This window comes from Burkholderia sp. 28_3 (genome assembly GCF_003253915.1).
Taxonomy (GTDB): Bacteria; Pseudomonadota; Gammaproteobacteria; order Burkholderiales; family Burkholderiaceae; genus Burkholderia; species Burkholderia cenocepacia.
The window spans coordinates 35,322-61,428 of record NZ_QKZF01000024.1 but is presented as its reverse complement, the minus strand read 5'-3'; the positions used below and the strand labels follow the sequence as shown (position 1 = coordinate 61,428).

20 protein-coding genes and 2 pseudogenes are annotated in these 26,107 nt (G+C 60.9%); 18 read left to right on the top strand and 4 right to left on the bottom strand.

Going from position 1 to position 26,107, the window contains the following annotated elements; genetic code table 11:
- Window positions 1-26 precede the first annotated feature (26 nt).
- From DFS13_RS41255 to DFS13_RS33140, 10 genes are all read left to right on the top strand, one after another.
- On the top strand, window positions 27-425 hold the full coding sequence (locus DFS13_RS41255) for a 3-oxoacyl-[acyl-carrier-protein] synthase III C-terminal domain-containing protein (protein WP_166677949.1): 399 nt from the start codon (window positions 27-29) through the stop codon (window positions 423-425).
- Complete coding sequence (locus DFS13_RS33180) at window positions 422-1,369, top strand: 3-oxoacyl-[acyl-carrier-protein] synthase III C-terminal domain-containing protein (protein WP_111442660.1); 948 nt, start codon at window positions 422-424, stop codon at window positions 1,367-1,369. Before DFS13_RS41255 ends, DFS13_RS33180 begins: the two co-directional genes overlap by 4 nt.
- Before the next feature lie 50 nt (window positions 1,370-1,419).
- Window positions 1,420-3,039 (top strand): acyl-CoA ligase (AMP-forming), exosortase A system-associated, encoded by a 1,620-nt coding sequence (locus DFS13_RS33175; RefSeq protein WP_111442659.1) that lies wholly within the window; start codon window positions 1,420-1,422, stop codon window positions 3,037-3,039.
- On the top strand, window positions 3,036-4,244 hold the full coding sequence (locus tag DFS13_RS33170) for a pyridoxal-dependent decarboxylase, exosortase A system-associated (protein ID WP_111442658.1): 1,209 nt from the start codon (window positions 3,036-3,038) through the stop codon (window positions 4,242-4,244). The genes DFS13_RS33175 and DFS13_RS33170 overlap by 4 nt, the downstream gene beginning before the upstream one ends.
- Window positions 4,245-4,272: 28 nt before the next feature.
- Window positions 4,273-5,382: an acyl-CoA dehydrogenase family protein gene (locus DFS13_RS33165; RefSeq protein ID WP_111442657.1), complete on the top strand. Its 1,110-nt coding sequence runs from the start codon at window positions 4,273-4,275 to the stop codon at window positions 5,380-5,382.
- Window positions 5,379-5,972: a GNAT family N-acetyltransferase gene (locus DFS13_RS33160; protein ID WP_111442656.1), complete on the top strand. Its 594-nt coding sequence runs from the start codon at window positions 5,379-5,381 to the stop codon at window positions 5,970-5,972. Before DFS13_RS33165 ends, DFS13_RS33160 begins: the two co-directional genes overlap by 4 nt.
- Window positions 5,969-7,009 carry a 3-oxoacyl-ACP synthase gene (locus DFS13_RS33155; protein WP_111442655.1) on the top strand — a complete coding sequence of 347 codons (1,041 nt, stop codon included), beginning with the start codon at window positions 5,969-5,971 and terminating at the stop codon, window positions 7,007-7,009. The genes DFS13_RS33160 and DFS13_RS33155 overlap by 4 nt, the downstream gene beginning before the upstream one ends.
- Complete coding sequence (locus DFS13_RS33150) at window positions 7,006-7,932, top strand: 3-oxoacyl-ACP synthase (RefSeq protein ID WP_111442654.1); 927 nt, start codon at window positions 7,006-7,008, stop codon at window positions 7,930-7,932. The genes DFS13_RS33155 and DFS13_RS33150 overlap by 4 nt, the downstream gene beginning before the upstream one ends.
- 419 nt (window positions 7,933-8,351) lie before the next feature.
- Window positions 8,352-9,056 (top strand): autoinducer binding domain-containing protein, encoded by a 705-nt coding sequence (locus DFS13_RS33145; RefSeq protein WP_241308723.1) that lies wholly within the window; start codon window positions 8,352-8,354, stop codon window positions 9,054-9,056.
- 237 nt (window positions 9,057-9,293) lie between these two features.
- Window positions 9,294-9,944: an acyl-homoserine-lactone synthase gene (locus tag DFS13_RS33140; protein ID WP_181461636.1), complete on the top strand. Its 651-nt coding sequence runs from the start codon at window positions 9,294-9,296 to the stop codon at window positions 9,942-9,944.
- 65 nt (window positions 9,945-10,009) lie between these two features.
- Here the strand turns inward: DFS13_RS33140 and DFS13_RS33135 are convergent, their stop codons facing one another.
- Window positions 10,010-10,576 carry a hypothetical protein gene (locus DFS13_RS33135; protein WP_166677944.1) on the bottom strand — a complete coding sequence of 189 codons (567 nt, stop codon included), beginning with the start codon at window positions 10,574-10,576 and terminating at the stop codon, window positions 10,010-10,012.
- 683 nt (window positions 10,577-11,259) lie between these two features.
- Here DFS13_RS33135 and DFS13_RS33130 point away from each other — a divergent pair.
- From DFS13_RS33130 to DFS13_RS33090, 8 genes and pseudogenes are all read left to right on the top strand, one after another.
- The gene (locus DFS13_RS33130; RefSeq protein ID WP_059620058.1) at window positions 11,260-11,553 is read left to right on the top strand and encodes an H-NS family nucleoid-associated regulatory protein; all 294 of its coding nucleotides are present in this window, start codon (window positions 11,260-11,262) and stop codon (window positions 11,551-11,553) included.
- Between the two features lie 337 nt (window positions 11,554-11,890).
- Window positions 11,891-13,053, top strand: a protein-coding gene (locus tag DFS13_RS33120; protein WP_111442651.1) for an IS3 family transposase whose coding sequence is annotated in 2 segments (ribosomal slippage) — window positions 11,891-12,146 and window positions 12,146-13,053 — 1,164 coding nt in all. Because the reading frame shifts where the segments join, the coding sequence is not laid out codon by codon here.
- 565 nt (window positions 13,054-13,618) lie between these two features.
- Window positions 13,619-14,204, top strand: a pseudogene (locus tag DFS13_RS33115) (LacI family DNA-binding transcriptional regulator); the annotation flags it as partial.
- 637 nt (window positions 14,205-14,841) lie between these two features.
- Window positions 14,842-16,764 (top strand): glycoside hydrolase family 28 protein, encoded by a 1,923-nt coding sequence (locus tag DFS13_RS33110; protein WP_241308703.1) that lies wholly within the window; start codon window positions 14,842-14,844, stop codon window positions 16,762-16,764.
- A 168-nt stretch (window positions 16,765-16,932) separates the two neighbouring features.
- On the top strand, window positions 16,933-18,309 hold the full coding sequence (locus tag DFS13_RS33105; RefSeq protein WP_111442649.1) for a glycoside hydrolase family 28 protein: 1,377 nt from the start codon (window positions 16,933-16,935) through the stop codon (window positions 18,307-18,309).
- A gap of 28 nt (window positions 18,310-18,337) precedes the next feature.
- Window positions 18,338-18,595 (top strand): annotated as a pseudogene (locus DFS13_RS41250) (hypothetical protein); the annotation flags it as partial.
- A gap of 248 nt (window positions 18,596-18,843) precedes the next feature.
- Window positions 18,844-19,935, top strand: a complete 1,092-nt coding sequence (locus tag DFS13_RS33095; protein ID WP_111442647.1) for a beta-propeller fold lactonase family protein — start codon at window positions 18,844-18,846, stop codon at window positions 19,933-19,935.
- Window positions 19,936-20,098: 163 nt separating this feature from the next.
- Window positions 20,099-21,658, top strand: coding sequence for a methyl-accepting chemotaxis protein (locus DFS13_RS33090; protein ID WP_111442646.1), 1,560 nt, complete (start codon window positions 20,099-20,101; stop codon window positions 21,656-21,658).
- 250 nt (window positions 21,659-21,908) lie between these two features.
- Here the strand turns inward: DFS13_RS33090 and DFS13_RS33085 are convergent, their stop codons facing one another.
- The 3 genes from DFS13_RS33085 to paoC form a co-directional block, all read right to left on the bottom strand.
- Window positions 21,909-22,949 carry a branched-chain amino acid ABC transporter substrate-binding protein gene (locus DFS13_RS33085; protein ID WP_258400022.1) on the bottom strand — a complete coding sequence of 347 codons (1,041 nt, stop codon included), beginning with the start codon at window positions 22,947-22,949 and terminating at the stop codon, window positions 21,909-21,911.
- Between the two features lie 82 nt (window positions 22,950-23,031).
- Window positions 23,032-23,709, bottom strand: a complete 678-nt coding sequence (locus tag DFS13_RS33080) for a carboxymuconolactone decarboxylase family protein (RefSeq protein ID WP_059620084.1) — start codon at window positions 23,707-23,709, stop codon at window positions 23,032-23,034.
- Window positions 23,710-23,896: 187 nt separating this feature from the next.
- Entirely contained in the window at window positions 23,897-26,107 is a 2,211-nt protein-coding gene (gene paoC / locus DFS13_RS33075; RefSeq protein ID WP_111442644.1) for an aldehyde oxidoreductase molybdenum-binding subunit PaoC, read from the bottom strand.

Here is a 26,107-nt window from a genome sequence, read left to right as displayed (position 1 = left end):
AGTCGAGATCGCGCGCAATCACGATCGTGAACTCCGCGCCCTGGTTCTGGGTGAGCGTCGGTGGGATCCCACCGCTCGCAAGTGAGCGCGAACCCGTCTACACATTGACGCTCACGGACGTCATTAGCGAGACTTGCTCAGGCGCGGATTTGCAACCTGCGAATGTCGACTGGGTCCTTCCAGCGCCAATCGACACTCGACTGGCTCGCGAAATCAATACGCGTTGCGGACTGCGGCCCGAACGGGTCTGCCACATACGTATGGACGCGCCTGGCCATTTCTGCGCCGCCGACACGCCTGCACGGCTCGACGCGCTGCTGCGGTCGATCAACCCTAGCAAGGGACAACATGCCCTCGTTTGGTCCGCCGGCTTCCAAGGACAGGCCGGTTGCGCTCTCCTTGAATATCGTGGAGGTGGATCATGATCGTGTCGCAACGGCCTAGCTCGCTTGCACTGGCTGGCATCGCATTCAGTCTGCCGGATCGAACTGTGGATGCACATCGCTGGGCGGAGCGATGTGGTCAGCCGTCGATTCGCGCGCGCGCACTGATCGAAAACGGCGTAACGCAGTTCCACGACGCGGCTGGCGAATCGCCCGTGACGCTCGCCGTTGACGCCATATCGTCCCTGCTACGCGACACCCGAATAGCGCATGAAACGATCGATGCGCTCGTGTACACACACACGATTCAGAGCAGCGTTATCGCACCGCCTGCCAGTACTACGCAACAGATCCAGTTCCAACTGAATCTGAACCGCGCGCTCGCATTTTCAGTCACGCAGCAGCACTGCGTCTCGCCAATGGCCGCGATCCGTGTGTTGCAGGCGCTCGCCATGCGACGGCCCTCCATCCGGCGCGCAATTGTGGTCTGCGCCGATGTGATCGGATCCCACTGCGACCGACTGCGAGCAATTCGGGATCTTGCCCTCCATAGTGACGGTGCTTGTGCGCTATTGCTCGAACGAGACGGTCATCGAAACGCCATTGCGGGCCTGCACGTGTACGCAGACGGACGATCCTTCCGCGGCACCGACGAGGATCTGCAGCCGGTTCCCGACGACCGGTACTACTGGTCTGCATTCACGACCATGCGGGCCGCCATTCAACAAGCAGGCATCACGACACGCGAGATTACGCACGTACTGCCTCATCACGCCAATCTTCCGGGTTGGTTCAGGCTGATGACAATGCTTTCCATTCCTCGTGAGCGGCTCTTCACGGCGAACTTCGCGTCAATCGGTCACGTCTTTGGCGCGGACCCCTTCATTAACTTCCAGACATGTTCGAACCGGGAACCGGGCGGCTGGTCGCTGCTGTTCTCGTGTGGCCTCGCTGGCTGCTTCGGTGCCATGGTGGTCCGCCACTGATCACCTGAACGATTTCCTTTCAACGCTCGACATTCGATCCGGATACCATCATGAGAAACGTCCTCGACCTCGTGCAAGCCGCTGCAAACCGCAAACCTGACGCGGAAGCTCTCGTCTGCGGTTCCGCCCGAGTAACCTATCAGGACCTGACTCACCGCTCGCGAAGCATGGGCAATGCGCTCTCCGCGCTTGGATTCACGGCCGGCGCGCGCATTGCGATCTATCTGGACAAACGTATCGAAACCGTCGTGTCGATGCTTGGTGCAGCTGCCGCGCAATGCGTGTTCGTTCCTATCAATCCGCTCCTCAAACCCCAGCAGGTTGCTCACATCCTGCTCGACTCCGGTGCCGATTGCCTGATTACCAGCGCGCTGCGCGCGCGGGTCCTTGACGAACATGGTCTTACCGGCGTTTCCAACACTATCATTGTGGACGATGCAGGCTCCGCAAGCCGACATCTCCGATCAACAACGCACGTTCAAAGCTGGCCCGAGTCCGCAAGCGGAAATCGCACGGAACGGGATAGTGAAAATCCACCACGATCACCAGCGCCAGCCAATGTCGACACGGATCTGGCCGCCATCCTGTACACCTCAGGCTCGACCGGACTGCCAAAAGGCGTCATGCTAAGCCACCGCAACCTGCTCGAGGGTGCCTGGAGCGTTGCCCATTATCTGAACCACGCCTCATCCGATCGAATCCTCGCGGCCCTGCCGCTCAGTTTCGATGCTGGCCTGAGCCAGCTCACATCCACATGGGCCGTGGGGGCCACGGCCGTGCTCATCAACTATCTTGCACCGCAAGACGTCATTGATGCGTGCGCGAGCGAACGTATTACAGCAATCACGGGTGTGCCGCCCTTATGGATGCAACTGGCCCGTGCGGCTTGGCCCGAAACGGCACGCCGAAAGCTGCGCTACTTTGCGAATACCGGCGGCAAGCTGCCGGCGCCCGTCTTGCAGCAACTCCGAGCATTGTTTCCACAGGCCAAACCCTATCTAATGTATGGCCTGACCGAGGCATTTCGCTCCACGTTTCTCGACCCCTCAGAGGTCGATCGTCGCCCCGACTCCATCGGGAAAGCCGTCCCTAACGCCCGAATTCTGGTCGTTCGCGATGATGGCTCGCCTTGTGGACCAGACGAAACCGGAGAACTCGTCCATGTTGGAGCCTGCGTCACGCTCGGTTATTGGAATGACGCGACGCGCACAGCCCAGCGCTATCGCCCTTCGCCCGAGCTGAAACCCGGTGGCGCGCCGCGAGATCGTGCTGTCTGGTCAGGTGATCTGGTACGGCGAGATGCAGAAGGATTCCTGTACTTCGTCGCGCGCAACGACGCCCAAATCAAGAGTTCTGGTTATCGCATCAGCCCGGAAGAGATCGAAGAAGTCGTTCACGACAGCGGTCTTGTCACGGAAGCGCTTGCCCTAGGCATCCCTGACGATGAACTTGGTGAAGCGATCGTCCTGTTGGTCGTGCCGGTCGCCAATGGCTTCGATGCTCAAGTGCTTCAGGCCTGGTGTGTGGAACATCTGCCGCGCTACATGGTGCCGCAGCGCATCGTGGTTCGCGACACAGTTTCGCGCAACCCCAACGGGAAATTCGATCGAGCCGCATTGCGCGCCGCCTTCTCCAATCCGGACGCCGCCGCCGAAGTGAGCCAATCATGAACGGACTGTTTGGCGAGCGCGATGGCATCCTCACCGTCGGCGGCGTTGAAATCAATCGCCTGGCCGATCGCGCAGGGCGCACACCGTTCTTCGCCTATGATCGCGCAATGCTCGACGCGCGTGTATGCACGCTGCGCGATACGCTGCCAGCCGGTATCGACCTCCATTACTCGATCAAGGCCAACCCAATGCCCGCGGTCGTCCATCACCTCGCGCCACAGATGGATGGGTTCGACGTGGCATCGGCCAACGAGATGGCACTTGCGCTGAATGCGGGCATGCCCGCAGAACTGATCGGCTTCGCAGGCCCAGGCAAGAGCCGCGACGACTTGCGTCGCGCCGTCGCGAGCGGTGTCAACATACACCTCGAATCGATCACCCAGTTGCACCTCGTGACAGCACTCGGCTGGGAGCTCGGCGTGCAGCCGAAGGTCGCCATTCGAGTCAACCCGGACTTTCACGTCAATCACAGCGGCATGCGCATGGGCGGCGGCGCCACCCCTTTTGGGCTCGACGCGGAGCGGGTACCCGCGTTATTGCGCGAGCTCGATGCGAGAGAAGTGAAGCTGGCCGGTTTTCATATTTTCTGGGGGTCCCAGTGCCTGCACGCCCCGACCGTCATCGAGGCTCAACGGAAAAGCGCGGATCTCGTCGTGAGATTGGCCGCGGGCCTGTCGCTCGCCCCGCAATACGTGAACTTCGGAGGCGGTTTCGGCATCCCCTATTTCGCGGGAGAAACGCCACTCGACCTCGCTGCGGTCACCGATGCCATGCACGATTGGCTCGGCCTGTTCCGCAGCCGTTTGCCGGACACGCGCGCGGTCCTGGAATTTGGACGCTATTTGGTCGGGGAAGCCGGCATCTATGTCTGCCGCGTCATCGATCGCAAGGTATCCCGCGATCGAACATTCCTGATCACCGATGGCGGACTGCATCACCATCTGGCTGCATCCGGTAATTTCGGGCAGGTCCTGCGTCGCAATTTTCCGGTGGCCATCGCGAATCGCCAGACACAAGCCCCAACGGAGCGCTGCGACATTGTCGGATGCCTGTGCACGCCACTTGATCGGATCGCCGACGACGTGCTGCTTCCCGAGGCTCGCATTGGAGACTTTGTGGTCGTCTTCCAATCGGGTGCGTATGGACGCTCGGCCAGCCCTAGGGACTTTCTCGGCCACCCTGATGCGATCGAGATGCTCGTCTGACCACCCTCGTTCTTTGTGGAGGATTGTGATGTTCTCCCCTGATTCCTTCCCGCCGGGGCCAGCTCCGGCGCCTTGGACACTGACCGATGATCAACGCAACCTCTATATCGCGAGCCAACGCTTCGCGCGCGACCGACTGGAGCCCTTGCTAGCCAGTTCACCCAGCGTAGCAGCGTGGCAAGAAACCGTCAGACTCGCAGCCGCAACACTTGATCTTGGAGCAATGGTTTTACCCGAGGAATCCGGCGGCCTGGGAATCGACCGTCACGGCCTGGCACTTGTTGTCGAAGCGCTCGCCGCCGGACCGCTTGAGCGTGCGTTGGAGTTGACGCTGACAGCACCCGCGCTCATGGTGCTCCGGACACACAATGCGCTCGGTTCGGTTCTGGCTCGGCCTGTTCAAGCGTATTTCGATGGCACAGCAGCGATCGCATTGTCCGTGCCCGGCATAGATAACGCAACGATATGGCAACTCGGTCCACTGGGCCGCACGGCGCCCCTCACCATGCGGTTAGATGACAAGCGTCGCCTCCTCCTCACCGAGCGCCCACGTGATCACCGATCCTCGAGATCGACAGGCATCGCCACGCTCGGCGCCCTCGTGTTGGAGCAATTGCATTCCGACGAAGCCGCGGCCGAAACGCTGCTCGCCGTGATTACGCGAGCCGACAGCGATGGCGCTCCTCCCGCGCAAACGTACCTGACGGAAATCGGCCTCTATCTCGCTGTGCTCCTGACGGGTGCCATGCAACATAGCATCCGGTTCGCGTTCGATTACGCGGCGACTCGGCAAGCGTTCCGAAAGCCGTTGTCAAACCATCAACTCGTCGCGGCGCGATTGTCCGACATGCTGATCGCCACCCATGGCAGCCACCTGTTTTTGCAGGCTGTCAGTGCGGCCCGCCCGTCGGCGCCGGTCTCGCTGGTCCGTCAGTTACTGCGACACGTCGCGGCGGAGTCTGTCAGCGTCACTCGCGAATTCGTGCAGCTTTGCGGCGGCCATGGTTATGTTGAAGGGCTCCCGCCGGCAGCCCGCTTCCAGACGGGCCACTGGCTTGCCTTCCTGGTGCAGCGCATCGACACAGCACTCGGCTGGCTCGCGGAGCCGCGGGTCGCGAATGAGGAGGTCGACGGATGAGCGGTTGCGCCCCTACGGATGGCACGCTTCAACCCTCGGTGGACAATGCTGCAACGCATGTAACGTGCGCCACGTGCTGGTTACGCGAACCAGGGCCGAATGACATCGACGACATCGTCGCGTGGCTCGCGCAGCCGACCATCAGTCGGTGGTTCGACTTCGGGCTCGGCCGCCAAGCCCTGCCCGCATTGGCGGTACAAGCGATGGTCTACAGCAGACAGCATCGAATACGCGTGTTCGGTTCGGCTGGCTATCCGGTGCCGAGCGGTGTGGTCGCCGTTAGTGATGTCACGCATCGCCTCGCGACGGGCTCATTCTGGATCCTTCGCGACCGGTTGCGGCCCGCCTGCGTCAATATGGCTTACAACGCCGCCACGTACCTCCTTCATGAAGCGTTCGTCCGTGACCGGCTGCGGTGCATCACTGCATGGGCTGTCGACTGCAATGTTCCGTCGCAACGTCTGCTCGCGCGGTTGGGTTTTCGTCTGATCGGACTGCAACGAGACTGTCATCTCGTCGATGGCACGCGCGTCGGGCGGCTCCTTTACGACCTGCTGCCCGAGGACCTCGCACTACCACGCGCACCATGAATACACCCGTGATCACGGCACTTGCCAGCTATGTGCCGCGCACAGTCGCGGTACATCGTGAGTGCGGAATCGAGCCGACGCTCGGTGCTCCAATTCAGTCCGGTTGGCACGCCTGGGTCGCGTCGTGGAAAGCAGATTACGCGCCCCACCCCACAGAGAAAGCGGCGGCAGCCAGAAGCGCTGCAGTCAACGCACCGCCGGACGAATTTCGTTGCGTGCCGGTTGAGCGCGATACCGATCTATCCGGGCTCGCCGCGAAAGTGGCGCAGACAATATGTGCGGGGCGGCCAGTCGACGCAGCGCCGATCGATATTGCAATGTTCTGTCACAGTAGCCTCAACGAGCATGTTTCCACAACGATCGCTGGACGCCTGCGTGCGGTAGTCGGCACACCCTGCTTTCCATTCTCGGTCTCGCAACAGCAGGGTGCTTCCACGTTCACGGCGCTCCAACTGGCCGGTGATCTACTGATTGCGGAACCCGAAATCCACACCATCTTGATCGTCGCTGCAGAAAAGTGGTGTCCGCCGTTCTCGCGATGGACGGATCAGGGAATCGTGCAGGGCGACGCAGCCGGTGCCATCCTGGTGGAACGCACCAGACCCACGTCTTGCGGACTGGTGGTGATCGACGCACGCGCCAGCCGCCTCCACCGGTTCGCGACACCCGCCCCACTCTCAAGCCTAGATATCCGCACAGATTGGGTCCCGGCGTTGCGATCGACGATCGACGCGATACTGCTCCGACACGCGCTTCAACCAAACGACCTTGGCACCGTCGTGGGAGCAGGAATAGATCGGCAACTTGATGAAGCTATTTGCCGACATCTCAGTCGCCGCGTCATTGAATTTTCCGACCGCCGCCGCGCCCATCTAGGCGCAGCCGAACCTATCGTGCAGCTCGCCAATGCACTCGAATCTCACGACCTGTCAGTGTGCGATCGAATCCTGACGTGGGGCATCGGCCTGGGCGGTTTTGCCGGTTGCGCACTGTTCGAATCGCACGGCAGCCCGCTCTTATATCTCAATCCGCCATGAGCGCTTCTATCGGGATCGTCCATGCCGCTTACTATCTACCTGAGCCAGCCGAGGACGTCAGCAGTTGGGCCCAACGAACGAAGCAGTCCGTTGAGACCGTCAAACGCCTCGAAAATGCGGGGGTGCGCTTGTTCTATGACGCGCGGGGACAGACCGCGCTTTCGCTCGCCGCGAATGCCATCAAATCGCTCACTCGTGCGACCCGCCTTGCTCCCGACACGATCGACTTTCTCGTCTACGTTCATACGCTTCAGGGGAGCGTCGCCCCACCACCGCTATCCTTGCCGCGCCTGCTATGCGAACACTTTGGTTTCGAGCAGGCGGAGGCATTCTCCTTTGCACAACAGCATTGCGCTTCATCACTGGGCGCGCTACGGATCATTCGCGCGATGTTTACCGCCCGTCCGGCCATCAACCGCGGTCTGCTGGTCGGCGCAGACGTCATGCCCCTCGCAAGCGACCGGTCGATAGCCGGGGCCGGATTGCTCAGCGACGGCGCGTCTGCCGTGCTCGTCGAACGCAATGCCTCGATCAATCGATTGGTCTCGTTGGCCTTTCACGCGAGTGGAGAAGGTTGGCGCGGCACACTGGGAGAAGATGAATCGCGTTTCGCAGCTCAGTACTTCTTGGCGGCCCGTCGACTCGCGACGCAAACGAGCGCTGTGGCGAATGTGCCCCTAGCCGAGATTCGGCGCATCTTGCCTTCCCACCTTGATCTGCCAACCTGGCGTCGAACTGTCGCATCGCTTGGTCTTCCACCACGATGCCTGTTTACTGACAACTTTGCTCGCGTCGCACATGTGACGGTCAGCGATCCATTCATCAATCTCGTCGACTGCGATGATCTGGTTCCCGGTAAGCCTTTCCTGCTATGCGCCCGCGGAGTGGGAGGATTTTCCGCGGCGGCACTCTTCGTTCGCTAATACGATCGTTGAATTCCGGAAATTTTGCCGATGGCGCGGCACACGATCGCCAAATACGTCGCAATATCGCTCCTGTTCCGGACAGCAGTCTTTAAAAATTAAACCCTGCATTAAATTATTACAATCTATTGGACGTTCCTATCCCAACCATTAGACTTTACATTAGCTACGCGCCCAACGTCCATCTCGACGTAACCTCCGACGCCCGCCCACCGCATAGCGGGTGCACGGGCAATCAGCGCCCCACTACCATACCAATTTCCGGAGTCGCTGACCCTGTGCTGGCGCCCTGATCCTGCACTCCTCTTGAATGCCACTAGGCAATAAGCGAGGTAGAAGTCATGAGAACGCGATTTCGGCATCGTACAAGCAAAAAAGCGTCCAAGCCACCACCATGGAATGTCACATTAGCCACCCGAATGGCGCCAATCCTGTCTCTCTTTACCGATGCAACGGATATTTCTTCGCTTTCCGACTTGCTTGGCAATGCGGTGCTTCCATTGGGGTTTCCATGTTATGCCGTCACGCGGATCGCCCTAACGTGCATCCGCTCTAGACCCAGCATCTCAATGGAGGCAATTTGCTCACATTATCCCAACAATTGGGTGCAGCACTATCTACAGCACAACTATGGCGTCGTCGATCCGGTACATCGAGCGGCTTTTACCTCCTCCGGACCTTATCGCTGGGGTGACATTACCGATCTGAACCACAATGAGCGGCATGTACTTGTGGAAGCATGCGACGCCGGACTCAAAAACGGGCTGAGCATTCCAATTCGTGAGGTCGGGGGCAGTGTTTTGCTCATCAATCTGTCAGGACCGTCATCCCGTATCAATGCAGGGACGAGCCGGCAGCTCGCGAGCGTAATCAGCAATCTATTTCGCCTGGAGCTGGATCGGTTCGCTCCTCCCCATCCAAAGGCATTGGTTGAGCTTTCTCCACGTCAGCGCCAATGTCTTTCATGGGTCGCGCAAGGTAAAACATCGTCGGATATCTGCATGATTCTCGAAATATCCCGCCATACCGTCGAATATCATATCGCTGAAGCAATGAAGGTCCTGAACGTGAATAGCAGGATAGCAGCCGCCGTCATTGCCTCCAATTACGGTCTACTTGATTAGCTCTCTTATTTTCAGTCAAAGCTTTCCGTGTGTAAGCGCGCCGCCGGCGTGTTTTAACCACACCCCACGCCTCTCGAATCCCATATATTGATAATTCCTGGCTAGCAAGAGATCTTCAATCTCGAACGGATAATGCGCTGCCAATATTCATTTTCGCCACCCTCCCTACCTAACTAGTTCCGGTTGTTGCTTCGACTTGATACGGTGGCGCCCATCGATAAACGATGGAGAACGCAAATGCCACTCATTATCGCGGGTAGGTTGTGCGACTTGCCACTTGAACTTCGTGATGGACTCGGTGCGTTCCGGTACGACGTGTTCGTGCGCCGCCTCGGCTGGCCGCTACCCGATGTTAAGGAAAATGAAACAATGGAATGGGATCACTTCGATGGCGAAAACACCATTCAGATTGTTGAACTCACTTCGGAAGGGCAGATATGTGGTTGCGCACGTCTGATGCCAACTACCGCCCCGTACCTGCTCCGAGAACTACTTCCTCGCTCGTCGAACCTCGATTTTCCCGCGTCACCCACCGTATGGGAGCTATCGCGGTTCGCCGGTTCGGGCATGCAACTGTTTCCCTATGTCATGGCCGTCGCGGCGTCCCTCGGCGCGACCCGCATCATTGGTGTCGTCACCCAGGCAATCGCACGACTGTATCGCCGCTTTGGCCTCGATCTTCAGTATGTGGGACCTCATCCGGAGACCGCTACCTCTCCGCTCGTGGTCTGTGCCATTGATCTCACGGCCGTCGCGTTCGCCAACCTTGGAACCGACCTCGAGAGCCTCCGATCATCAATCACGTGGCATCGATCGCTCACGTCGAACGTTCCTGGCTCGCTGAGGACCGTGCCACGCGTTGCTCATTGCACGGCAGACGTGCAATAGATCCCGTCCCGGCCGTGACCGTCGCGCTCCGCGGGAATTGGTGCGCTCGACATCCAAGACCACAATTAGGATGTGGATCGCCGGCGGTGATGCCGGTTATCCGCGTCCTTTACCCAATCCGGCCGGATGGCGGACGCATAGGCCTGACCTGTGCGCGAACCTTCGCCGCTTGCCTGTGCGCGCAGTCCGAGACGTTCGTCAATTGCATGGGCGATAGTCGAAGATTTTGGCAGGCGACCGTCATCGCAGTCGGCCCAAAACACATGCATTGCATCAAACAACACCGACAGGATCGCGGTCAGGTAAGGCAGCCGAACGATCACACCGCCTCCAATTGAACCGCCGTCAACTGGACCGTGGGGCTCGCTTGACACGTCGGCCGGCATATCGATCCGTAGCGCATCGAGTTCACGCTGCAATCGCTCTTCAACGCAATAGTGCGCGGTCGCCGAGTTCGCCAGAGCCTTGCCAAGCTCACTCAGCTTCTCGTCCTTCAGTTGAATACATCTTGTGAGACGACGAATCTGCGCTTCGGCGCGTTGCAAACGAATCTTCAAAGCCTCGCAATCGCAGGCCGGCGCCAAGCCTGCGTTTGAATCAATAGATCGCCAAACACTATCGCGTTGCTCCATAGCAGACCTCGCCTCGAACGTGGCGATATGTAATCCACACACCACGAGAAATCGGACCACCGATGCACCGATCTGACCGGACCGGCCGAAATCGGTGCGTCTTTTTTCGTTCCTTCAGGCAGCAGTGTCAACTGCGAAGATTGGGGGGACACCAATCAGCAATCAGCGCGTCTGCCTAGTTTGAGCTCTATCAAAAACACGAAACATCGAACCACAACATCGGCGCAGACTTGGTCTGTCAGTTGCACGAGATCACGCGCATCCTCAAAAAAATAACGCGGCTTGTCTGAAGTTTTGCGCTTTGGTTTACCTTCTCGATCACAAAATAGATATCCTCATTGTGCCGCCAACGCAATCCAATATCGAAGCCCCGTGCCCTGGCGGATCAGAGCGGTTGACTGTACGTGGTGCTCGACGTGCAACCACCCGCCAATTCGCTGATGATCGACGGCAATTTGCATACCCAAACGCCATAGTCCGATGTACGGCTTCGATTCACAACCAAATTCGCGGCCTCGGAGGTGATAAATGATCGACTCCTGGTCCAAACGATGAGAGAATTGTGCAATCGTTCTGATTGGACTGCCAACAATGGCATGCCGCAGACATGATGCGTCGCGCCGAATTGGACGCCTCGAAGCGACCATTTCAATACTGTTTCTTTTAACCACGTGGAGTGAAGAATGGCCACCTATCAAGAGTTGAAAGCCAAGGCTGATGCACTGCTCGTGCAGGCGGAAGAAGCTCGGCAGGCCGAACTAGAGACCGTGCTCGAAGAAGTTCGCGCCCGTATTCAAGAGTATGGTCTCACGCCGGAACAGGTCTTCGGCCGTAAGCGCACACGTAGCGCGAATGGTAGCCAGCCCGCGACGCCGAAGTATCAGGATCCGAAAACCGGCAAGACGTGGAGCGGGCGTGGCCGCGAACCGTCATGGATCAAGGGTAAGAAACGTGATCGCTTCTTGATCGCTGAATGATCACCGCAGCGTAGCGATCGGTAGCCCTACGGACACTCTCTGGGCTTGCAGTTTCACGCTGCAGGCCCATTGAATCTGTATCAAGCCACGCCGGCCCAAGCGATTCAGATCCGCCTTAGCTGCCCCGATCTTGGAGACACTCCGCGCTCCTTTGGAATCCGTGCCGTTCGTCTCCGCGGCGACTAAATTTCACACATAGCGGTGATACCGCCAGATGTCGATGAATTCGGCCTGCATTGCATCAGGATCAAACGACATACCGACGACACAGCCTGTAGTGGTCTAATGAATCCGGACACTGATTTAGGCGAGAATGGTCGCCATGAAGAGGTGTCTGATGAGCAAGCAACGACGTACGTTTTCCCCGGAGTTCAAACAGCAAGCCGCCTGTCTGGTGCTCGACCAGGGTTATAGCCATATGGAAGCAAGCCGCTCGGTCGGCGTCGGCGAGACGGTGCTGCGCCGCTGCGTGCAGCAACTTCAGATGGAACGCCAGGGCGTCACGCCGCAGGGCAAGGCAATCACGCCGGATCAACAGCGTATTCAGGGACTCGAGGCGCGTATCGAACGCCTCGAGCGTGAGAAGGCCATTTTAAAAAAGGCTACCGCGCTCTTGATGTCGGAAGGCATCGAACGTACGAAGTAATTGATCAGATTGGCGCAAGCGAATCGGTCGAGCTGATCTGCGCGGTATTCGACGTGTCGCGGTCCTGCCTGTATGCACACCGAGGGCGAGCCCGACGCGTTGATGCCGAGCGCATGGCACTGCGTAGCCGGGTACACGAGCTGTTCATCGAGAGTCGAAGCTCTGCTGGCAGTCGCAGCATCATGGGCATGATACGCGAGGAAGGTACGGCGATTGGCCGCTTCAAGGTCAGCCGCTTGATGGAAGAACTCGGGTTGATCTGCAAGCAGCCGGGCGGCCATGCCTACAAGCAGGCCACGGTCGAGCGGATCGATATCCCGAACCATCTCAATCGCGAATTCGAGGTTGGTACGCCGAATCAGGTGTGGTGTGGTGACATCACGTATGTCTGGGCGCAGGGCCGTTGGCATTATCTGGCCGTAGTACTCGACCTGTTCACGCGTCGGGTTGTTGGCTGGGCATTCTCGACACGCCCTGATGCCGATCTCGTCGTGCAGGCGTTGGAGATGGCCTATGAGCAACGTGGTCGACCACAAGGCTTGCTGTTTCACTCGGATCAAGGCGGCCAATATGCAAGCCGGAAATTCCGTCAGCGCCTCTGGCGTTATCGGATACGGCAGAGCATGAGCCGTCGAGGAAATTGTTGGGATAACTCCCCGATGGAGAGGCTGTTCCGCAGCTTCAAGATCGAATGGCTACCGTCAGTGGGCTACATGTCGGCGCAGGAGGCACACCGGGACATCAGCCACTACCTGATGCACCGGTACAACTGGATACGGCCGCATCAGTTCAATGACGGACTGGCGCCGGCAGTTGCGGAAGAAAAACTTAACGCAGTGTCCGGGATTAGTTGACCACTACAAGAAGACGCCAATCGCTCGAGCTGGGTGGCGGTGGGCTCCTGGTGACGTGCTATCGCATCAACCAGAAAGAAAAAGCGACGGGACAGATCGGATGTCGAGGGGCGGCGAAATCGCGCCGTCAGCGGATCGGGAATTGCACTAGGACCGGCCATCTTTTCTCCGTTTGCTTAAAAAGAGCCGGCACCCAAACGAAATACTAGATATAGTGTCGACCAGGCTGATTCACCCCAAGTGTAGTGCCATTTTTACGTAACACCAATCCAACTAGACACGAGCATCAGTCTTTTTTGTAACAAGTCCACACGCAATCGTTTGCGCGTGGTAGCAAGTGTTTTTTTGTGCGGAGCAGCACCGGAAGCTTCCATGTCCTGATTGATCTTTGCTTCACCGAGCGAACAAAAATCCAGTCCATTTGCGGAACAGGGGCTAAACGTCAGTGAGGCGAATAAGCTGGGATCGGAATAAAAATGAGGCCGCTGACGATGTCCGACAAGCTGAACAGGATGGCACCGAGCATAGCGGTAGATCCCAAGACATTCCCGGCGCGAAGATAGCGATCTCGCCATCCGAACTAGCCGACCTCTCGCGCCATGGCGCAGCTATCGTGCTGTGCATATTGGAGCACGTGCCGGCGTCGCATACGCTGCCCTGCGTAACGGTCGACTTCGCGGCGGCCGGTGCGGCTGCGCGGCTTCGTCGATGCGCTCGCGGCGCGCGGCCATGCCGAACGTGCGGTCACGACGGTGTCGACGCACGATTCGATCGAGGGCGGCTACGACGCCACTATGGCACTGCTGCACGCGCATCCGAATCTCACTGCACTGTTCGCGACCAACGACCTGATGGCGATCGGCGCGCTGCAGGCGGCGGCCGACCTGGGCCGGCGCGTGCCTGACGACCTCTCGGTCATCGGCATGACGGATATCCAGCTCGCGCACCAGTTCCGTCCCGCGCTGACGACGGTCCGGTTCCCGACGCCGCTGATCGCCGCGCATGCGATTGCCATGGCGCTCGAGATGATCGAGGGAGAACCGCCAAGCGAAAGCACGCGTGTGTGCGGCACACCGGAACTCGTGGTCAGGGAATCAACGGCCGTCGCACCGACGCGCCGCAAGGCGACATCGGCGCGACGCTCGAATTGAAGCTGTCGCGCCGGGCCCGTTCAGACTCTTCAGCCCATCGAGCGGTAGCCCGAGCAATCGGCGCTCACGTCGCGACCACCGCTGCTACAACCTGCCAGCGATCGATCCGGGCAGCTATGCCCGAAGCGCAATGAACCGAGGCACGGAAATCACGGTCGGGTGACGCCTTTCCCGGATCGCCCGATTCGACTCGTGATCATGCTCTTTTGACAGGCGGCTTACGGCGTTCGCGCACCAGTACCGTTCCCTGTCGCGCACCTCGAGTCGTCTCTTTAATATACGACATCATATTTCTAAGGCGTAATTTTCACCTCTGCCCCTCGTGTTCAGCGCCAGTCTCGTTCTCTACAAGACAAGCCCGGAAATTCTTCAAGTTTCAACTATACGTCAGTTATACAAGAAGATTACGGAATCCTTTTCATAGGGTAGTCACGTACGCGAAATTCGCATGTTCCGCGTATCATCATGACGACATATGACAATAGATGTCATACCACCATTGCCGTATCGACATCATCTAACAACCAGGATGGAGACAGCCGTGACCGCACCCGACTGCAACGGAAAACCCGACGACCTCAAGCAGAACACGGCGCACCGGGTTACCAGACGACATTTCCTCGGGTACTACGGTGTCATGATGGGCAGCGCCCTGCTCGGTGCGTGCGGTGGCGGCATCGACACGCCAGCCCCGACCGACACCCGCTCGCCGGGCGGCACCACCACGCCGACCGATCCGATCTGGGGGCCCAACGGCTCGGCAACCAACATCATCTCCTCGCTGAACGGAATCACGCAGTCGGCCTTCCGGGCCACGGATTTCCAGGTCGAGGCCTATGGCGCACAGCCCTGCTCCGTCATCGCCCAGACGAGCCCCTACACCGACGCGACCAAGTCGCCGCTGAGCCCCGGCGCGGGCGCGACCCAAGGTGCTGGCGCGTTCGATTCGCGTCCCGCCTTCCTGGCGGCGATCAGCGCATGCGCGGCGGCCGGCGGCGGCCGTGTCGTGGTACCAGCGGGAGCCTGGTATTGCGCCGGGCCGATCGTACTGCAGAGTAACGTCAACTTTCACCTTAGCGCGAACTGCACGATCTTCTTCAGCCCCAACCCGGCCGACTACGCCAAGGACGGCCCAATCAATTGCGGCGCGAACGGCAACCTCTTCTACAGTCGCTGGCAGGCCAACGACTGCCTGAATTTCGGTGCGCCCGTCTATGCGCGCAATGCCAGCAACATCGCGCTGACTGGCGAGGGCGCCACGTCGATCCTCAACGGCCAGGCAATGACACCGTTCGCCGGCTCCGGCAACACAGCCACCTGCTGGTGGACCTACAAGGGCACCACCGGCGCCTATGGCTGCGCGAGTTCCTCAACCCCTTCGCAGGCCTACGCCAACCCGAATAACGTAGACCTGAAGACGGCGGTGCCGGGCATCTCCGCATCGCTATATGCGCTGCTGACCAATCCTGCGACGCCCTGGCAGCAGGATCAGAACTATCTGCCTGCGCTGTCGGAAGCCGGCGTGCCGGTCGCACAGCGGATCTTCGGACTGGGCCATTACCTGCGCCCCTGTATGGTCGAATTCATCGGCTGCACCAATGTGCTGATGGAGAACTACCACACGCAAAACACGCCGTTCTGGCAGCACCATCCGACTGCTTGTACCAATGTGGTGATCCGCGGCGTGATGGCCGATAGTATCGGCCCGAACAACGATGGTTTCGATCCCGATGCCTGCAACAACGTGCTGTGCGACGGCATGGTCTTCAACACCGGAGACGATTGCATCGCCATCAAGTCGGGCAAGGATCTCGATACCGAATACGGCTCGGCGCGCAACCACGTGGTGCAGAACTGCACGATGAACAGCGGCCACGGCGGCATCACGCTCGGCAGCGAGATGGGTGGCGGCGTCGAGAACATCTACGCACGCAACCTGACGATGCTGAACCAGTTCTGGGCGACCAACTCGCTGAATATCGCGATCCGCATCAAGACCAACATGAACCGGGGCGGTTTCGTCCGCAACTTCTACGTCAACGGCGTCACCCTTCCAAACGGCGTGAGCCTGACGGGCGGCGGATACGGCAGCAAGCTGCTGGCCGGCAGCCCGATCAACGGCACGGTGCCGCTCGGTGTAGCGACTGCGGCGGCAGGCAATCCTTCCGCGTCGCAGGGCGGGCTGATCACCTTCGACTGCGACTACCAGCCGGCCGGCGACGCGATCCGGACGCGCCCAGCTCAGGTGCAGAACGTCAACATCGCCAATGTAACGGCCAGCAACGTCACGCTCGGCGGCAAGACCGGCTCGTGCTTCCAGGCGATCGTTGCGCAGGGCCCTGTCGTCTTCGACTACAACGGCCCCGCGCCCACCCCGACGATTCCCGCGATCACCGGCGTGACGATCTCGAACTGCAACTTCGGCTCGCCGACCGCCGCCGGGCCAGCCAGCGCCACCGTGCCCGGCCCGATCTACGCCTGGAACGTCAACGGCATCACTCTGCAGAACGTCACGATCGCGGGCCAGCTCTACAACACCACCATCACCGACCTGCGCTGATCCGCACGGATTCCCGCACGTCGGCAGTCCCGAGCAGCACCCGGGGTCCGTGCCGGACCCTGATCGATGTCGGCCGCCGACCGGCAGCAGTTCACTGTCCGCTTGCTGCCGCACACCGTCCGAACTAGGTTTCCCCCCCTCCTCCATTCGAAGACAAGGAAAAACCTGATGAAAGGGAAAATCAGCATCCGCGCGGCACTCATCCTGTCCACCTTATCAGCGCTCGCCGTGCCAGCAGCTGCCCAGGCCGAGACCTGCACGCCGCCATGGAGTAGCGTGCCGAGCACGAATACAACCAACCTGCAGAACGCCATCAAGCAGTGTTCCGGTAGCGGCACCAGCAGCAGCCCAGGCTTGGTCGACCTGACCAGCAACAACGGCATATCGACGGCAGTTATCACAAGCGTGAACCTTTCCAGCAACATCGTACTGAAGCTCGAGAAGGGCTTCACGCTGAAAGGTTCGCCGTCGCAACCCTCGAGCAGTGCGATGTTGGCAGGCAGCAATCTCAGCAACGTCACGATCACCGGCACCGGTGCGATCGATGGCGACGGACAGGACTATTGGCCGGCAGCAGTCGGTCAAAACAACACACCCCGGCCGAAGCTGATTGCCATCACCGGCTCGAATCTGCAGATCGGCTCGAACTTCACCGATGCCGGGAAATCGCAGTCGATCATCAGCCTTCCGAGTTCGACCAACGCCACCGACAACGCGCTGATCATTCGAAATTCGCCGAAAGAGCAACTGGTGATCGAATCGGGCTCGAAGAACGTCACGATCGACGGCGTGTGGATCTACGCGAACCCGAAACGCAATTCCAGCGGCAACGATCTCGCACCGAACACCGACGCGATCGACATCATCGGCACCCAGACCGCCACGATCAAGAACTGCTTGCTCGATACCGGCGATGACGATATCGCCATTAAATCCAACGCGGGCGGTGCGGCCACCTCGAACGTCAACATCAATCACTGCGTGGTCGGCGGCGGCCACGGCATCTCGATCGGCGGACAGGAAGCGGCAGGCACCACGCTCGCAAGCCCCGGTGTATCGCAGGTGACGGTCGACACCGTTCAATTCAGCGGCACCGACTATGGCTACCGGATCAAGACCGACCAGACTGCCAAGGATAGTGGCGCGACCACGGGCGTGACCTACCGGAACACTTGCATGCGCAACGTCCAGCAGCCGTTCCTGTTCACCTATACCTATGCGTCCGGTACCGGCGGCGCCCTGCCGATCATCGCGAATGTGAGCATCGACAACGTGATCGCTACCGCCACCAAGACCCAGGGCGCCATTGTCGGGCTCTCGAACAACCTGATGGGTGTGCCGAAATCGGGTGACACCGGGATCCGCATCACCAATAGCCAGATCAGTGGCGGCGGGGCCTTCTCGGTTACGGATGGCGAACTTCAGGTAGGCAACCATAGCAGCGTGACGACCTCGACCAGTTCGAACGGCACGGTGGTACCAATTACGGACAACGGTCCGACCTTGTCTTGCCCAAGCAGCATCACCATTCCGACGCAGATCTAAGAACCCTAACAAAATGAACTGCGAGGGGCTGCTACCCCGTCGCTTACTCCGTGAACCTCTTCGTTGTTTCTCCGATGAGGAGGCCACGGCCAAACCTATACTCAATGTCGAACTGTGGCTACTCATCCAACCACTATTGCCACTACCGAAGCCGCGCCGGACGCGATACCCCGTCAGCAAGCCGCTCGACGATCGCGCCTTGCTGACGGACCTCCTATTCGTGTTGCAGTCCGCTGCTCCCAGGGAAATGCTTCCTCAGGAAATGAGCCGTGGCTCGGGCATGAGTTGATAGCGCAGGCTGCGCGATCCGAAACGTGTCGATCGGCGAGACCACGAAGATGGCGTGACAGCACTACCTTGCGTCTTCAGTGCGATCAAAATCGTCACCTACATGCGTGGTTGCCGAGTCAGCTCAACGGACGTGCGGTATTCAGATTCTCCGATTGCGCGCCTCTCCCGACGCTGTGCCGGACGACCGAAGTTGTCCGGCTCCGTAGCCGCATCCACCGCTTCCTTTACTTCACCTAGAGCCCCATGAACACGAAAACACTCATGCGTGCCGTTGCGGCGGCTGCGTTCGCGCTGGCCTCCTCGCTCGCGCACGCCGCGACGTATGCGTACGTATCGAACAGCGACAGCCGCGACATCTCGGTGTTCGGCGTCGACACGTCGACCGGCGCGCTGCGCGCGATCGAAACCGTGCCGGTCGACGGCACCGTGATGCCGATGGCGTTGTCGCCCGATCATCACCGGCTGTACGCGGCGCTGCGCTCGACGCCCTATCGCGTCGTCAGCTTCGCGATCAATCCGCTCGACGGGCGGTTGATCGAACTCGGCCGCTCGCCGCTCGCGGACAGCATGGCGTATGTGTCGACCGATGCGTCGGGCCGCTACCTGTTCTCCGCGTCGTACGGCGGCAACCTGCTCGCGGTCAACCGGATCGGCGAGAACGGTGTCGCCGGCGACGTGCAGCAGACGATCAGGACCGGCCCGATGGCGCATGCGATCCGCCAGTCGCCGGACGGTCGCTACGCGTTCGCGTCCGTGCTCGGCGCCGATGCGTGGCTGCGCTTGCCGTTCGATGCGTCGAACGGCAAGCTGACCGATGCTGCCGAACCCGCGTACCGGCTGCCGGCGAAGTCGGGCCCGCGCCATTTCGTGTTTTCGTCGAACGGGCGCTTCGCATACCTGATCGACGAGCTCGATGGCAAGCTGCACGTGATTGCGCTGTCGCAAGGCGGCGCCGATGCGCGGCCGGTCCAGACCGTATCGATCCTGCCGCCGGATTTTCATGGCGACAAGCCGTGGGGCGCCGATCTGCATCTGACGCCGGACGGGACATTCCTCTACGCGTCGGAACGCACGTCGAGCACGCTCGCGGCGTACCGTGTCGATTCGGCGTCGGGCAAGCTCGCGCGGATCGGCACGTTCGCGACCGAGCAGCAGCCGCGCGGCTTCGCGATCGATCCATCGGGCGCGTATCTGCTCGCGGCCGGGCAACTGTCGCCGACGCTCGCGGTGTACCGGATCGACCGGCACACGGGCCACCTCGACGCGATCGGCAAGTATCCAGTCGGCAAGGGCGCGAACTGGGTCGAGATCGTCACGTACGACGGGACGAACTGATCCGCTTGCGACGGAGCGGGCGGCATGGCACGCGTGCCGCCCGTTTCGCGAGGTTTGCCTACATGCGATGCCGGGTCGCGCATCGAAACCGCACTCGATCGACTCAAGTTGAAAAATCCGCTGTCGTTAACCGACAAGGGATAACTTCGAGAGTCGATTCACCATGCGCGATCTGAAGGTAAAAAACAGTTTGCTCGCCGTGCTGGCCGCGTTCGCTGCGATGATCATCGTCGGCGGCATCGTCGGCGTCGTTGCGCTCGGCAGCGCGAACACGAACGCGAAACGTCTGCACGCCATCGCGACGCAGACCTCGCTCGTCAACGATGCGTACAAGGACAGCACCCGCACCCGCTCGGCGCTCGTGCGTGCGTATTCGGCACTGAAGGAACACAACGACCCGGCGCAGCGCGATTCGGCATTGCAAAGCGCGCAGCGCACGTTCGACCTGTCCGCCAAGGAAACGCAGGCGTTCAAGGACGCCGCGCCGATCGGCAGCCTCGGTGCCGACCTGAAGCAGGCGCTGGTCGAATCGTCGACGCATCTCGCGAACGTGCTCGCCCGCGCGACCGACGCGCTGCGCAACGGCGATACCACCGCGTATGCCGAGATCAACGACAAGGAAATCACGCTCGCCGGCCAGGTGTATTCGGCGAACGTCGAGAAATTCCAGCGCACGGCCAACCAGCTGGCGGAAGACACGATCGACGACGACAACGCCGCATACGCCCGCATCATCGCGATGGTCGGCCTCGGCGTCGCGCTGGCGCTTGCACTGATCGCCGCGACGCACTTCGCGCTGCGCGCGATCGTGTCCCGGCCGCTCGCGAACGCGGCCGCGCTGCTCGACCGGATTGCATCGAACGATTTGACCGTGACGGTGCCCGATGCCGGCCGCAACGAAATCGGCCAGCTGTTCGCGGCGATGAAGCGGATGCAGGCCGGGCTCGCCGCGACCGTCACCGGCATGCGCGACAGCAGCGACGCGATCCATACGGCCGCGCGCGAGATCGCCGCGGGCAATCTCGACCTGTCGAGCCGCACCGAGCAGCAGTCCGCGTCGCTCGAGGAAACGGCCGCGAGCATGGAGCAGCTGACGTCGACGGTGCGCCAGAACGCGGACAACGCGCAGCAGGCGAGCACGCTCGCGGCGAGCGCGGCGGACCTCGCGCAGCACGGCGGCGAACTGGTCGGCCGCGCCGTCGACATGATGGGCGTGATCAACACGAGTTCGCAGAAGATCGCGGAGATCACCGGGATGATCGACGGCATCGCGTTCCAGACCAATATCCTCGCGCTCAACGCGGCGGTCGAGTCGGCGCGTGCGGGCGAGCACGGGCGCGGCTTCGCGGTCGTCGCGGGCGAGGTGCGCACGCTGGCCCAGCGCAGCGCGAGCGCCGCGCGCGAGATTCGGCAACTGATCGGCGCGTCGATCGACGATGTACGCGACGGCAATGCGCTCGTGACGCAGGCCGGACAAGCAATGAACGAGATCGTGGCGTCGGTGCGGCGCGTGGCGACGATCATGAGCGAGATCACGACGGCCACCGTCGAGCAGAGTGCAGGCATTGACCAGGTCGGCCAGGCGGTCACGCAGATGGACCAGATGACGCAGCAGAACGCGGCGCTCGTCGAACAGGCGAGTGCCGCCGCGACCGCGCTCGAGCAGCAGGCCGGTTCCATGCAGGCCGCGATGGCGGTTTTCCGGATTGCGCGGGAGGGGTGAACGGGATGACACACCGTGCATATCAACGAAATCGGCAGGTATTCGTCCCGCGAAGCAAAGTCTAGCCTTCCTAGGCCAATGAAAACCCCTTGATGAGGCCTGATTCGAATTAACCGATATGAGCCTTTACTATCAAGCCGATGAGCTTTTGTCGCTGAGTAATGGCCCCCATAGTTGCCCCAACACTCGATCCTGCGGCTGTTGAAGCTCCGTTCGTGTTCTTGGGAGCGCCCGACATTCGGCCGTCAAACTATCCCTGGAGGCCTTCCGCCGAGCGAGCTGCCACCTTTTGAGCCTCGCTCATGTGGGGGACGACGTTACCATCAGGTCGTTCGAAATTGATACGGCTAACGTCGTTCTTCACGCCGAACGTCTTTTCGTATCGCGCCACGAATTCCAGGCCATCCTTCAGCGTCGCCAGCGGCGCGCCGCCCTCCGCACAGAAGCCGCGACTGTCCAGCGCGCCCGCGGCGAGCTTCGGCATGTCGACCGAGCAGATGCCGTCGCCGCCGAGGACGGGCACGCTCAGGCCCAGTTGCTTCGACTGCCGGCCGATCGACGCCGCCTGCGAATAGTAGCCACCGTAGAAGATCGCATCGGGACCCGTCGCCTTGATGTGCGTGAGGATCGCGTTGAAATCGGTCACCTTGTCGTTCGAATACTCACGCGCCACGACGTTCGTGCCGTTCTTCTTGGCCGTTTCCACGAATACGTCGGCCACTCCCGAACCGTACACGGTGCGATCGTCGATTACCGCTACCCTCTTCGCATGCAGCAGATTTGCGGCAAAGTCCGCGATGCGTGCGCCGATCACGTTGTCGTTAGCCGCAAGACGGACGATGTATGGGAAGTTCTGCTGCGTGATCGCCGGGTTGGACGCCGCTCCCGTGATCATCGGAACATTCGCGCTGTGATAGATGCGCGATGCCGGGATCGTCACGCCCGAGTTGTAGTGGCCGAGCACCGCCTTGACGCCGCTGTCGACAAGCTTCTGCGCGACCGACACACCCGTCTTCGGATCGGCCGCGTCATCTTCGGAGACCACCTGGAACGTCACCGGCTGACCGTTCACGACGATTGGGTTCTTGTTCAGGTGCTCGACCGCGAGCCGGACGCCGCGCTCGTCGTCCTTGCCGAAGCTGCGACTTTGGTGAGTGAGCCTGGATGTCATCACGTCGATGTGCTCCAGCGATTGACGACCAGCTTGCGCTGTGTTCGCCCATCGTCCGCCAATGCGATTGAATCTGCACTTCGCCTGAGCGTAAGACTGCGTGAGTAGCGCACATGTCACGGGCCGGTTGCCGATGCCAATTCACCCCGAACGTTGGCTCGGTCCGAATCGATCGAGCCGGCGTATGATTCACCGCCGCGACCTAGTGCCCCATCGCTACCGCAAGTTGCCGCTCCAATGCCCCGCTCGCGCGTCGGGCAGCCTGTCCGTCTACGCGGTCGGCCAATATCCCACAGAGCTGCTTTAACTGACCAGCAGCAAGCCCAACGTTCATGCTTATGCGCATATGCGCTTGCAGCTGCGAATCGACCCCTGTCATCGCGGCGAGCATGCTTACCGTCGCCAGTTCGCGGCTCTGCCAATCGAGATTGTCGCGCTCGAAAATATCGCCAAACAAGTGAGTCTTCAGAAATTGGTCAATCGCCGGCGCAAAATCGAACAATGCGCCTTTCACCGGACCGCCGGACAGCTTCGTCTGGTTTGCCGTACCGGCTACAAGCAATGCGTCACCGGTTGGCGCACGGCGGCTCGGCGCATGACCTTCCGTATCCTGGCGCCCCGCCTGCTTGCGGGTCTCCATCACCTTCATAAGCGATCCGAGCGCATTGAGGCTGCGCGGAAAACCTGCGTAAGCATAAAGCTGCACCAGGATCTCTCGAATCTCGCTGATTGTCAGACCGGTGTCCAGCCCCTCATTCAGCGCAGCGGTGAGATTGTCGATGTCCCCTGCGGCAGCAAAGGCCGCGATGGGCACGATCGCCTGCTGTCGCGCGGTCAGCGTTTCAGCAACGTTTGGAAGAGACGTTCCCGTGTTTGCCATGTCGTTCGATTCCTCATGTGAAGTTGCCTGCGTCGGTACCGCCGGAAAGCCGACGGCTAAAACGAGTACCGCTGCCCGCAGAAGTGTCCGAACGGCCCCGTCGCGCCAGACAGCACGTCTGCCCCGCGAGACCGACGGCGTAACCATGTCGAATGAAGTAAGCCGCATTTGCTCTGTGTCCGAGATATCAAACCGTTGCCGGCAAGCGATCGAGAAACTTCTCCAGCGTGATCGGATATTGGCGCACACGAACGCCGGTCGCGTTGTAGACGGCATTCGCCACCGCGGGCGCGACACCGGTGAGACCGAGTTCGCCGACGCCCTTCGCCTTGACCGGTGAAATTGTCGGATCGACCTCGTCGATGAACGCGACGTCGAGATGCGGTACGTCGGCATGAACCGGTACCTCGTAGCCGGCCAGGTCATGGTTGATGAAGAGCCCGAATCGCTTGTCGACCGCCATCTCCTCCATCAACGCCGCGCCGATTCCCATCGTCATTCCGCCGATCACCTGGCTGCGCGCCGTCTTGGGATTCAGTATGCGGCCGGCCGCACAAACGGCCAGCATTCGGCGCACGCGGATTTCGCCGGTGAAGGCGTTCACGCCGACTTCGGCAAAGTGGGCGCCGAACGTCTGGATCGCGAACCGCTTCGACAAGTCGCCGAACTCCATGCTTTCCTCCACGACGAGCGGTCCGTTGTCTGCCGCGCGCGCGAGCGGAACGCTTCTGCTGCCGGAGCGAATTTCGCCCGCGGCGAACTCGGCCCCGGCAATGTCGAAGCCGAGGCGCCGAGCGACCATCTCGCGCAGCTTCGTGCACGCGGCGTAGACGCCTGCGGTAACGGAGGCCGCGCCCTGCTGCCCCCCCGAACCCGGCGTCTCCGGAAAGCTCGAATCGCCCAATCGGACGACGACCCGATCGATCGGCACACCCATCATTTCGGCCGCCGTCTGTTGAACAACCGTATAGCTTCCGGTCCCGATGTCGGTCATGTCGGTTTCGATCGTGACGATCCCGCTGCTGTCGAGCCGTACGCGCGCACCGGCTTTGGCAATGGGCGCACCGCGGATCGCCGCGGCCATGCCAAGACCGACGAGCCAATGACCGTCGCGGACCTGTCCGGGCCGCGCTTGTCGTGCGTTCCAGCCGAAGCGTTCTGCGCCGGTGCGCAGGCACTCGACGAAAGGACGCGACGAGAAAGGCCGTTGCGGAAGCTCGGGATCAAACTGTGTGTCGTTCCGGACACGAAACTCGACAGGGTCCATACCGAGCTTCTCGGCCATCTCGTCCATCGCGATTTCGAGCGCCATCAGCCCCGGCGCTTCGCCAGGCGCCCTCATCGCGTTGCCTTCGGCCAGATCGAGTGTCGCAAGCCGGACGCACGTCATCCGGTTCGGGCCGCCATAGAGCATCCGCGTCGACAACGTCGTGGGTTCGGTACGCCCGCCAGCGAGATTGCCCGACCAGCTCTCGTGACCGATCGCGATCAGCCTTCCGTCGCGCGTGGCACCGAGCCGGATCCGCTGAATGGTCTTCGGTCGGTGAATCGTGTTGTTGAACATGATTGGACGCTGGAGCGCGATCTTGACCGGGCGTCGCACCATTCGCGCTGCCACTGCGGCGAGCGCGAGATCCGACTGCACGGTCCCCTTGCCGCCGAAGCCACCGCCGACGAACGACGAAATCAAGCGGACGTTTTCGCGCGGTATGCCAAGAATTGCGCCAAGATCGCGCGTACCCCAGTTCATCTGCTGGATGGACGTCCAGCACGTCACGCGGTCGCCGTCCCATTTCGCAATGGTCGCGTGCGGTTCCATCATCGCGTGCGCTTGATCGGGAACCGTGTATGTCTCGTCCACCTTGACGTGCGCCTGTGCGAAACCCTGCTCGAAGTCTCCAACGCGCGTGTCGGTCGGCCCGCCGAACGCCATCTGGCGCGCGACCGGCGCAGTCTGCATCTGCGTCTCGAGGTCGAACTGCCCGTTGCTGCGCACATATTGCACGCGAATCAGCGCGGCTGCCGCGCACGCCTGCTCGAACGTCTCCGCGACGACGACGGCCACCGGCTGATGGTAATGGTCGACGTCCGGCGCCGCGAGCATGCGCTGTACATAGAACTTGCCGACACCGAGCCGGCCGACATTTCGATACGTGACAACGGCAAGCACGCCCGGCGCTGCCTGCGCACGCCGCGTGTCGATGGACAAGATCCTCCCCTTGGCTACGCCCGCGCCCAGGATGTAGCCATAGGCAACGTCCGGGCCAACGTCGTGATATTCGTACGCATAGGTTGCAGTCCCGGTCGTCTTCAGCCCGGCCTCGTAGCGATCATATGGCTGACCGACGACCGTCATCCGGTCGATGGGATTCTGTCCTGCAGGCGTGTCGAACTTCAT